Below are 12,200 nucleotides of genomic sequence, written 5' to 3' on the forward strand. Positions count from 1 at the left end.
ACTAATTAATTACTTTTTCATTCTTATAGCTACGTCTACTAAAAATAGTAAAAGTGCTAAAGGAATAAGTATAAATTCTAAATTTATGTATGAATAATTTTTATTTATTATTAACTCATCAAAAATATTTTGTTTATTATCAATTAATTTTCCATCACATTTAAATATGATATTACTTATGTCATCATCATTATCTTCAGTATTTATACAATACTCTGGAGAATAATCCATACATATTTTTTTATTAATTGTATTTATAATTTTATTTTTATCTTTCATATGAATAGAAATCATATAATTTCCTATCTTGTCTAAATCAAAATCACCTTCAAATCCATGATTTAAAATAGGTTTTAACGGAAGTTTACTTTCATTACCCTTAGGATCATTAATGACAACTTCTGCATTACAATCATTACTCAACTTTTCATTTTTAATAAGAAGTTTTACATTAGCACCTTTTCTTTCAATTTGTAAATCAACATTTTTTCCTTCTTTAGACTTAAGTAAATAATCTATTATTGAAGACCAACATTTTTTAAATCCATTCCAATTTATCCATTGACTACTCCACTTTCCGCTCAAATCTGAAGTCCAAGTCATAACATTACCAAGTCCATATCTCCAATAGGCACATATTGGATCTCCTTTATTACTCTTAAGAACTAATTTACCACCATTTTTTATACCTGTACCTGTATAACCATTAAGCTTTGGTAATGCATCATATTTGAAAAAATTATCATTATAACATTTTACTGGTATAAACTCTACATCATTTAAATATTTTTTAGTGGAAAGGTACGTTTCTTTAGTAAGAATCTTTGGCACATTTGTAAAATCTTTCGTAATATATTTTCTTCCTCCTGAACTATTTGCTAAATATTTTAATACTTCTTTATCAGCATCATTTCCAACAGCCACTGTAGACATAGTAATATTTAACTTTTTCATTTTCTCTACTAACTTGTTATATCCATCCTTCTCTGCTTGTCCATCTGTTAATAAAATCATATGTTTAACCTTTACATTAGCTTTTTCTAATGTATTTATGCTCTCTGATATTCCTGGAATAATTAATGTACCTCCTTTTGACTTTAGTTTTCCAATATCTTTAATTAATTTTGATTTATCCTTCACTCTATCAAAAGGTACTATCCATTCCAAAGTATCTGAAAAAGCAAGTACTCCTAAGTAATCCTCATCTTCAAGTACATTCACTGACTGCATGGCTGCTTGTTTTGCCAACTCTATTTTTTTTATTCCACCAGTTTTGTCATCCATACTTCCTGAACAATCTATAAGAAGTACTAATCCTGTATTTGCTTTTTTTCTGTTATCCTTCATTTTGCATTGTACTGGAAGTATTTTTTCAAGTTTAGTTTTTTCATATCCACCTAATGCAAAACTCTTATTTCCTCCTATAACTAAAAGTCCGCTGCCAAACTCTTGAACTGCTTTTTCTAAATTCTCATCAAACTTATTTGGCAATTCTTCATAAGCTGTATTTACAAGTATTATTTCATCAAAATTTGATAAAAAATCTATATTATTGGGCACCTCATTTGAAATATAATTCTTTCTATTTACTCCTATACTATCTAGTAATGTATTTATATTTTTTGTATCTTCTACATTACCTATTACTAAAACTGTTGAATTATCTTTTATATTTCTAAAAACAGTTTTTATATTATTGAGTTTATTTAAATCATTCTTGAAATTTATTTCTGCTTTAATAGTCAAATTACCACTACTGTTTACTGGCAAATTATACTGAAAAATGTTGTTTCCTTTTTTTACTGTTACATTTTTCTTTAATATATTTTTTTCATTTACTTTTAGATATAAATCTCCTTTATAATCTCCAGTACTATCTAACTGAATTTTCACAGGTATATTTTCATTTTTTCGTATTACTTTAGGCACTACTATATTAGTAAGTTGAATATCATTTTCTACATGATTTTTAACTTTATGAATTAATAAATTTATATTATCTTTCTTAATTTCATCTCCCATTTTTTTTATATTTCCTACATTTTCGTTAAAATCCGTTATGAGTACTACTCTTTTATTATTATTGTCTGGGAAATAATCCTTTGAAAACTCAACTGCTCTTTCAATATTAGTAAAATTACTATTAATTTTCGCATTTAAATTTACTTCTTTTTTTTCATTAGTAAAAGGTAACTCTATCATAGGTTCCTTTGCAAATCCAACAACTGCTACCTTATCCTTTTTTGATTTGTTTACAATTTCATTATTTATATAATCTTCAATTTGATTTTTATATTTGTTCATACTTAAAGATTCATCTACCAAAAAAATTGTTGAAGTATCTCTACATTTTAATTTACCAACAGAATGTGTAAAAACTAAAAACAAACATATTATAAAAATTATCCTTACTATAATCCAAAGTCTTAACCTTTTTTTAGAATATCTATTTTTGTTTCTTAAAACTTCTACTATAAAGTAAATAATTAATAGGCTAAAAATTATTATTGCTCTTATATCAAAATCTATCTTAATATTCATGCTTAAACACCTGCCATTCTATAAGCAGTAATATAAGAATTACTATAATAACTATATTTTGAAGCTCCACTTTTGAGTTAATTAATTTTATAGTTTTAGAAGTATTCTTATTAAAATCACTATTTATAACATAATCATAATCTCTATAATCAACTTTCAAATCTCCGAAAGTCCATTTTAAAATATTATCAACTAATATTGGGAAATTAGGTGTTACAGTAAGACTAGTTTTGTTCCAATCTATTGTTGAAAATATTCTTTTTGCTTTATTTTCATAACCACACATCATTATAGGATTTTTATTTATACTCAATACACTTTTATAATTTTTCATTTTCTTTAATAGACTATTAACTTGTCCATATATTTCTTCATTTTTTATACCTTGAGAAAAATTATTTTGCTCAAAATCTATCTTTCCTTCAATCTTTTCATTTTTATTCAAAACCTTGTCTGGAGGATTTAAATACCATACATTATCATTTTGTGAAAAATTAATATTTTTTTTATCCTGTACAATGTATAAATCATACTTATTGCTTTTTTCATCATATTCATCATATTCATCTTTTTTATCCAATTTTACATAAGGAATAGAATTCATTAACTCTTCTACAAAATAGTTATTACCTATTAAAAGAACTTTCTTTTTAAATTGTCCATCACAATAAATTACATACTTATTATTTTCTAAAATCATGTCATCATCTTGTATGCAAAAATTAATTTGTTTCATACTTTGTGGTATTTTAGTAAAAACAATTTTTCGTTCTGCATTATTGCTTATATGTGATTTTTTAATATTTATTGTTTTATTATTTTTATCCTTTAAAACAACATTACAGTCTTTTTCATCTTTACTATAATTTCTCACTATACAATATGCTTCATTGTTTTCATGTTCACCATTTCCATAAACAATAGCTAAATCATCTATATCCTTTCCTACTTTTACTACCTTATCTCCTAATAACTTTTCTTTATCCGTAAAAGTTACAATTTTTCCACCGCATAACTTTAATATTTTATATGCCTTTTCCAAATTTAAAGGTTCATATGAAGTTTTTAAATCTTTAATGTCCTTAATGAACTCTTTTTTATTAATTCCTTGTTTTAATATTTTTGTACCTTCATTCATAACTACTATATTTATTTTTGCATCACTTGGAAGATTTTTAACATATTTAATCGATTTTTCTTTTGCCATATCAAAGTGACTTTTGCCATTTTCTATTGCTTTCATTGACATTGAACAATCTAATGCAACTGTATATTGATTGTCCTTACTTTTACCCCACCATACTGGTTTTGAAAATATGAAAACAATCAAAGCTGCTATTAAAAGTTGAATTATCAAAAGCAAATATTTGTTTATCCTAGTTCTTTTTACGTCACTTACCTCTTGTATAACTTCTTCCCACAATATCAAATTAGAAACTTTTACGTCTTTTACTTGATGTTTTTTCAGATGTAAAATTACTATGAATGCTAAACTTAACAACGCTATTAAATTGAGAGGTTTTAGTAAAGTCATGCTATCCCACCTCTATTGCTTTTAAAATAATTTCAACATGAGAAGTATTACTAGATGCAAAAACATATTTTATATCTCTTTTTTCACACTGTTTTTTGCAATTATCTATATAATTATTTACCTTAGATTTATAAATTTGTTTTGCTCTTTTATCAAAATTTATTCTTTTTTCCTTACCTGTTTCTTTATCAATAAGTTTTAATTCATCATAATAATCTGGATCTATCTCTTGTCTAGACATAATATGTATAACTACAACTTGACTTCCAATTTGTGATGTTATATTCAATAAATTTTCTATATCATTACTTAATAAATCTGATATTATAAATGTAATTCCTCCTAGGGATTTTATATTAGAATTTATATTTTTGAAATCAGTATTTCCTTCATTTTTAATGTTTTCAATAATTTTTACTACTTCATGAAACATTTTTCTTCCCATAAATCCTTTGAACTTTTCTTCAACTTTGTTATTAAAGCAATATAAATTTAATTTATTTGATTCTTTTAACGTTATATAACTTAAACCTAAAGCATACATTTTAGCACTTTCCCATTTATTAGGTGTACCAAAACCCATTGAAGAAGAACAATCTAAAAGTATGTTTACATTTAACTGTTTTTGTTCAGTAAATTGTTTTATATATATTTTTTCTGTACGAGCATAAGCTTTCCAATCAATCTTTCTTATATCATCACCCTGCTCATATATTCTTGCACCATAAAAATCATAAGAATTTCCAAGTAATTTTGACTTGTAATTTCCACTAAAACCACCAATTATTCTTTTTCTTGTTTTTAATACAGCACATTCAAGTTGCTTTAAAAATTCTTCCATATTATTTCACCTTTTTAATGATTTCTTTAATTACATCGTCAACACTTACGTTATCCGAAATAGCACTAAAATTTAAAAATATTCTATGTCTTAAACAAGGAATTGCCATTTCTTGTATGTCTTTAAATGCCACATTATATCTTCCTTCTATTAAAGCTTTTACTTTAGATGTAAAAATAATAGATTGTATACCTCTTAAACTTGATCCACATTTAACATATTTCTTCACAATTTCAATATCTGTATTTTCACGTTGGGACGCCATTACAATATTTATTGCTAATTGTTTTACATCTTTAGCTATTAAAACTTTTTCACTTTCTTCTCTCATTTTCAATATTGTATTACCATCTATTATTTTTCTAATATTCTTAGAATAATCATTATGTGTAGTAGTTAAATCAATTATTGAAAGTATATATTCTTGTTTTGGAAATTCTACATTAAGCTTTAGCATAAATCTATCAAGCTGTGCTTCAGGAAGAGGATAAGTTCCTTCCATTTCTAATGGGTTTTGTGTTGCCAGTACAAAAAAGGGTTGTGGCAATTTATAAGTTTTATTTCCTACTGTTACTGTTTTTTCTTGCATTGCCTCAAGCAGTGCACTTTGAGTTTTAGGTGTAGCTCTATTTATCTCATCTGCAAGAACGATAGAACTAAATATAGGACCTTTTTCAAATCCAAAGCTTATACCTTCACTTGTTTTATTTATTACTTCTGTACCAATTATATCTACTGGCATTAAATCTGGAGTAAATTGTATTCTTGAAAAATCCAAATCCAATACTTTTCCTATGGTTTTTACTAACTGTGTTTTGCCAAGACCTGGAGCTCCTTCTAATAATACATTGCCACCTGCTATAATACCTATTAATACATTTCGTACCACTTGATCTTGTCCAATTATAGATTTTTTTATTTCATCCTCTATTTTCAAATAAACATCATTAAAATCTTTTACATCAGTGATTTCCACCTTTAACACCTCCATTCAATGCCTTAAAATATTTAACTACTAAATCTTGTTTATCTATTGGAACTTCATATTTCCATACGTAATTCATACCTTCTTTTTTGTATTCAAGCCATTTATTTTCCATAGGTTTATATCTTCCATTTTTAGCTATTACTTCTTGTACATCTTTTTTATAAATACCACCATCTTTGCAAGTTTTACCTTTTACATTTGAAATATCATTGTTTTTTCTTAGAGTATCAACAGACTTTTTATATTTTCCTATTGTTCCTTCATTAGCTTTTTCACTAACTCTACTTTTCAAAACTCTATTACTGCTTCCACCTACTGCATTGTTATCTTCCTTAGCCTGTGATCCATCTCCCCCTGACCTATTTTCACCTTTATTTATGTTTGATTTTTCAGCATTTTTATATGATTTTCTATCACCTAATGCAAAACTATTTGATTTTGAATTTCCTATAGTATCTTTTATATCCTTACCATTAGATTTTGCTAAAAACTTTTCTTTAGCCTTGTCAAGTTTCATTTTTTCCTTATTTGGAATAGTTATATCAGATTTATTACTAGCTTTTTTTACTGCATCAACAATATTTTTACTATTTAATTCCTTATTATCTAGCTTGTCTTTAATTTCTTTGCTAAACTTGTTGTCATTAAATTTTCCAGAATCAGCTATTTCCTTTGCATTTTTAATTACTTTATCCTTATCCTTTTGTGAAAATTTTATATTATCTGACATATTTTCTGCATTTGAAAAATTGCCATTTTCTAATGCTTTTGCAAATTTACTATTTTCTAAACTAGTTCCTTTAAACATTCCTGATAATTGTCTTAGCATTTCTCTATTTTGGGAATATTTTAAATCATCAAGTTTTTCTTCGGATTGCGATATCTCAGCTGCCGCTTTTTTATAATCATAAGTTTTTTTTAAATTTTTATTTAAATCATCGAGTATACTTAATAATTGCTCTTTCTGTTTTTCATCTTTACATTTATTAGCTAAAGTCTTGCCCCTACTATTGATTTTTCTAGCTTCTTTTCTTAATTCCTTATTAACCTTTTCCATTTCCATACTACTTTTTCTTGACTCTGTAGGTATAAAAGAACTTCCAAAAGCTATTACTAAAATCATTGCTGAAATAATAATGTATTTAAACTTAAAATTGTATCTATATTTCTTTAAAATATCATAATCTTGTATTTCATTTTCTACTTCCTCTTTAAACACAAGTGCCATATCACTGTCATCATCCATATATTCAACATAAGTTATAAGTCTCTCATCTAAACCTGTTTTATCTCCTACCACAGCTGCCTTTTTTATTGTTGGTTTTTCAAAAACAGATTTAACCGCAAAAATCATCACTATAAAACCTAGTAAATACAACATCTTTTTATATAAATAAACAATAGGTGTGAAGTGTGAAATTAGCACCATAATCAAAGTAATAAAACTAAATATTAACACTGAATTTATTAAATTTTGAATTATTCTCTCAAACCACAATTTGTTGGATAATTTTTTTAAAATTTTTTCTACTGACTGCCATTTCAATATTTTTTACCTCCTAAAAACTTAAATTTATAGGTTAGTAATGAATTTATTAAAATAAGCACTAAGTAAAATGCCATACACACTATAACTGGAATTACACCCATTTGAGTATAATTTGATATTTCCATATATATGTAACCTATCATAGTTATAAGTGGATTTATAAAAAAGATTATTGGTAAATCCTTATCGTATACTGTTGTAACAACTAATTTGCCGTATTTATAATACATGAATGCAAAAACAAGAGTTACAACTATTACAGTAAAAATAAAAATAGAAACTAAAAATTTTCTCCAAGTATATTCTATCTTTATACTTTTTAACATCTTTCTAAAAGTTACAATCACTAGTCCCCAAACTATCTGCAGTAATATAGGTACAAAAAAATTCATATAATTAATATTTCCAACTGCAAATATTAATAAAATTAAAGGCACACTAGAAATAGCTGCTGTACATACCTCAATAAAAGTTACTATAAAGCTTTTTTTATCAATACTTTCATCTATATAAAAGCAGCTCATAATTATAGTAAATATTAAGAACTGAAATCCCATAAAATACATATATGTTTTTTTATATGTATCAAAATCATATGTACCAACATTAAAATCAACCATAAATAAATAACACATTAAAATGGAAGTAGTTATAATCAAATATATTAGTATTAGTAAACTATTTTTTTTATTTATATTATTCATGTAGGACACCACCTTAATTTATTAAAGAACCTTTTACACATATTTGAGGAATTATAACTCTTCCATTTGCTTTTAATTTCAATGTTAATATTCCGTTTTTAATACAAGAATTTATATCATTAATTTTCATATCATTAATTTTCATATCATTTAACTTATTCCACTTTTTATTGGAATAATCATATTCTTCAATAACAAAATTATCTCCATCTGATTTTGTATTTATCTTTATTTCTTCAGGCTTTATTTCTTTAGGAATTATGTAATGAACTTCAATTTCTTCATTTTCATCAAAAGTGTATTCTCTTTTAGCTTCACTATATTTACTTTCATCTACTTGTACTATAGGTTTTATAAAATCTGATGGTAACTGATTTATACCTTTTTTATTATTTAGTTTTACAGGTAAAACTTCTAAAGATATTTGCTTTACCTTTTGATCATGATCATTTACATTTATCTTTTCATTACTCTTACAAAAGCCTATTAATTTGCAGTTATAATGTGAATTTTCACTTAAATAATAATATTCAAAAATGTTTTTTTGTACGTTATTCATAGAACTACATCTATTTATTGAACTAATATACTCGTAATCTCCCAAATTTTTAAGATTATGATCTAATTTATAGTCTAGTTTTGCTTCTTCTGAAACATCTAAATCGCCTATTTTAAGTACTGTATCTCCCACTATTAATACAGAATTTTTTAGTTTATATGGAAGTTTATTTTTTATAATTCCTTTTATATGACCACTCTCTACAGTCATGCTATTCGTCATATTTTCACATTGAGAAGCTTGTACATTGTACAAATAATTAACATTATTATCTGGAACATATACTATATTATTTTTTATTGGATCTAAATAATGTTTTCCAGTTCCTTGTTCACTCATAAATATAGTATCTTTTAAATTAATATCTATATTTCTTTTATAAGGGTATACATTTATAAGTGACGTTTTATAAAAATTATTTGTATAATCATCTATTGATGCTTCTGCTAATCTAGGTTTATTTATTCCTCCTATAGTTGAAATAATAAAAAATATAATACAAAAACTTACTACAGTAATTAACCACATATAAATTTTTGTTCGTTTTAAAATAATAAGAACTACAAGTACAGCTAAATATAAAATAATTACTGAAATTAATAAATAAGCCTTATTTAAGTTTATATTTAACATTTCGTGAGCAGAAGTTTTTAACTTTTCTGCATTTACTGCTTGTTTTTTAACACTAATTCCATTCAATAATTTATTTAAAGATTCTTGTGTAAAACTTTTTTCTATACACTGTTCTAATTTATTTAAATTCTGTTTTTCACTTAAATCAAAGTTTAAAGGAGTAACAACTCCTTTGCCTATATATTTTTTATCTTTTATTGATTTAAACATTCCCGTATAGTTTTTGTATTTATACTTATCTGCTCCTATGAGCAAAATTCCTCCTAAATTAACCCATGTACTTATAAATTGTTCTTGATTTTTACTTAAACTTTCAGAATTAAAATTATCTACTATTATGAAATTTAAGCTTTGCATACTTTCTAATGTATAATCCTCGTTATTTAAATTAATTATTTCAACTTTTCTACCTTGAAGTAAGTTATCTAACTTTATATTTGCTATATAATTGTATGCTTGAGCATTTTCACTTAATATACCAACAAAAACTGTTTTCTTATCATAAAGCTTTATTTGAACTTGCTTTTCAGTTAATACTTTTTTTTCTTGTATTAATTGAACTTTTAAACTTTTGTTTACTTCTTTTATAGGAATAGAAAACTTAAATTTTTTTTCTGTACCCTTTGTTACTATCACTTTGTGCTCATATTTATCCTTACCTATAATTACTCTTATTGTGCCATTTATATCTTCTTCAGTGGCTTGTACTATAACTTCCACTGGATTAACATTTTCTAATTTGCTTTTACCATCAAATCCTGTATTAACTTGAAGATTTATACCTTTTGCATATACGTTTTTGCATATACATACTGTAAATAACATAATAATTAAGCTAAAATATATTTTTTTATGCTTTAAAGACATTTAATCACATCCTCTAAGTACTAGAATTACTTTGTAAATGGTACTTGAATAATTTCATCTTCTGTCACTACTGCCTCAAAATAATTCTTTATTGAATTTGGTTTGTTTATTAAAACGTTTAGAGCTTTTTCTATACTCTTATCACTGTTTCCTGTAACAAGCCAAACTGGTACTGTACTTCCCATTCCTGCTGAAGTTGCATATATTGTACCCGCATCATCAAAACTTTTTACTACTTTTCCTGTATTATCTAAAGCATTTAATTTTCCATCTTTGAATTGTATATATACTCCTTCAAGTTTATTTCTCCAGTTCATGTTTTTAAGTCGTTTACTATCTTTAGATAGCTGATTCCATTTTCCAATCAAAATATGATATTTATCTGGTTTTTCTATAGAAGATGGTTCATATGCAACTACATCTATTTTCTTTACTCCTTTTTTTATTAAACTTTCTTTAAGCTTTTCTGCACTTTGTTTAAAACCTTTAGTATACATTATTGCTGTACCTGGATTTTTTCCGCCAAATCCATGTTTAAAAGGTTCAGGATAAGAACCTATTATTGCCGGAATGAACATTGTAGTATTCCATTCATGATAATCCCACCATACAACATCACCTGGAGCTGGTCTGTATTCTGCTACTCCTACAGGTGCCAATATTCCGTTTACCCAATAAAACCAATCCTCTTTTTTTCTTTCAGAACCGCTGTAAAAAGTATATTTAGATTCAAGTCCATTTATTGTATTTACAAATCCACCACCATATGCAGTTTGTATATCTAAATTTCTAAAAAGTACTTCCATACCAACTTCATCTTTTACTAATCCAACATTTTTAGCATACATTTTTGTATGTCCAAAATCTTTAGTAACAATTAAATCAACATGATATGGACTTCCTATATCACCACTAGCTTTACGAACTTTAGAATTTTGAGTTGCTGGCCTTCCTTCTTTGTATTTTATTTCTCCTTGAACAGGACCTTTATACCCTTTATAAATACTCATATCTTTTTTGTTTGATTTATCTTTTTTATTTTTACTTGAATCACTTGAACTATTTTCTGCACATACTTTTTTATCATTAGTTATTACTCTAGTCTGTTTTTGACCACATCCTGTAAAAGTAAATATTAGTATTAAAAACACTATAGCTAAAATTCTTTTACGCTTCATGTAATTCACCTCTCTTAATGTAAATTAGACCTTATTAATTATCTTCTATAAAAAATGAAAACCTTAACTTTCCAAGAAAGCTAAGGTTTTTTTACAATAAACATAATCATTCAATGAATACTTATATAAATTGAATGTACTTATTTATGATTAATTGTGATACTTTCACTTTCCTCGGAAGTTGTACCAACAACTATTAAGCAGGTCTCCTGACTTATGGTTCATCGCTTTACTTCCGCCTTCTCAAGATTGCTCTCAATGGACTAATGGAAGCTTGCTCACCAATTACAGTGGCCGGACCGTTGGGGATTTTTACCCCATTCCCTTTTCATCACAATAAACATACACAACTGTTTATTATAAACTTAATAGCCTTTATCAATATTCTGTTTTATATTTGAATTTTTTCTATATATTATATAAAAGTATGAATTAATTACTTCATTTACATATTATAACCTTTTCACTTTTTTTTCAATAGATATTTACATATTTTATTAAAAGTTTTTAAAATTATATTTTTTTACATCAATTTACACTTATTTTAAAACATAAAAACAAGTAGAGTTCATTATTTTACCTTTATCTTAGGCAAAATAATGAACTCTTCCTTATAACTTCTATTATTTAATAATCCAACTTTGGAAGTAAAAAAATACTGCTTAGCGAAGGGAAATGATATCTTGCGTAAGAAACATTTAATAACAATTAAGAATGAACAATGAAAAATGAATAATGAAGGTTGATTTTTGCTTTAGCAAAAATCTTAAATTATATTTTATTTTTCCCTAAGGAAAAATTTCCTT

General features: G+C 25.5%; 8 protein-coding genes and 1 riboswitch. All 8 genes read right to left on the minus strand.

Translation table 11 applies throughout. The features are described from left to right. Positions 1-9: 9 nt before the first annotated feature. From ACFIJ5_RS12665 to ACFIJ5_RS12700, 8 genes are read right to left on the minus strand one after another with little or no spacing between them, the layout of a single operon-like run. Positions 10-2,541, minus strand: a complete 2,532-nt coding sequence (locus tag ACFIJ5_RS12665; RefSeq protein ID WP_379807564.1) for a VWA domain-containing protein — start codon at positions 2,539-2,541, stop codon at positions 10-12. Then, complete coding sequence (locus ACFIJ5_RS12670) at positions 2,531-4,075, minus strand: vWA domain-containing protein (RefSeq protein ID WP_379807566.1); 1,545 nt, start codon at positions 4,073-4,075, stop codon at positions 2,531-2,533. Before ACFIJ5_RS12670 ends, ACFIJ5_RS12665 begins: the two co-directional genes overlap by 11 nt. 1 nt (position 4,076) lies before the next feature. Next, positions 4,077-4,916, minus strand: a complete 840-nt coding sequence (locus ACFIJ5_RS12675) for a DUF58 domain-containing protein (protein WP_379807568.1) — start codon at positions 4,914-4,916, stop codon at positions 4,077-4,079. A gap of 1 nt (position 4,917) precedes the next feature. After that, on the minus strand, positions 4,918-5,892 hold the full coding sequence (locus ACFIJ5_RS12680; protein WP_459253861.1) for an AAA family ATPase: 975 nt from the start codon (positions 5,890-5,892) through the stop codon (positions 4,918-4,920). After that, entirely contained in the window at positions 5,879-7,450 is a 1,572-nt protein-coding gene (locus ACFIJ5_RS12685; RefSeq protein WP_379807572.1) for a hypothetical protein, read from the minus strand. Before ACFIJ5_RS12685 ends, ACFIJ5_RS12680 begins: the two co-directional genes overlap by 14 nt. After that, on the minus strand, positions 7,447-8,157 hold the full coding sequence (locus ACFIJ5_RS12690; RefSeq protein WP_379807574.1) for a hypothetical protein: 711 nt from the start codon (positions 8,155-8,157) through the stop codon (positions 7,447-7,449). Before ACFIJ5_RS12690 ends, ACFIJ5_RS12685 begins: the two co-directional genes overlap by 4 nt. Before the next feature lie 13 nt (positions 8,158-8,170). Further along, positions 8,171-10,216, minus strand: a complete 2,046-nt coding sequence (locus ACFIJ5_RS12695; RefSeq protein ID WP_379807576.1) for a hypothetical protein — start codon at positions 10,214-10,216, stop codon at positions 8,171-8,173. Between the two features lie 26 nt (positions 10,217-10,242). Then, positions 10,243-11,394: a DUF4430 domain-containing protein gene (locus ACFIJ5_RS12700; RefSeq protein ID WP_379807578.1), complete on the minus strand. Its 1,152-nt coding sequence runs from the start codon at positions 11,392-11,394 to the stop codon at positions 10,243-10,245. A 182-nt stretch (positions 11,395-11,576) separates the two neighbouring features. Next, positions 11,577-11,756, minus strand: a riboswitch (cobalamin riboswitch). Positions 11,757-12,200 lie beyond the last annotated feature (444 nt).

It is taken from the genome of Haloimpatiens myeolchijeotgali, from assembly GCF_042688525.2.
Classification (GTDB): domain Bacteria; phylum Bacillota; class Clostridia; order Clostridiales; family Clostridiaceae; genus Haloimpatiens.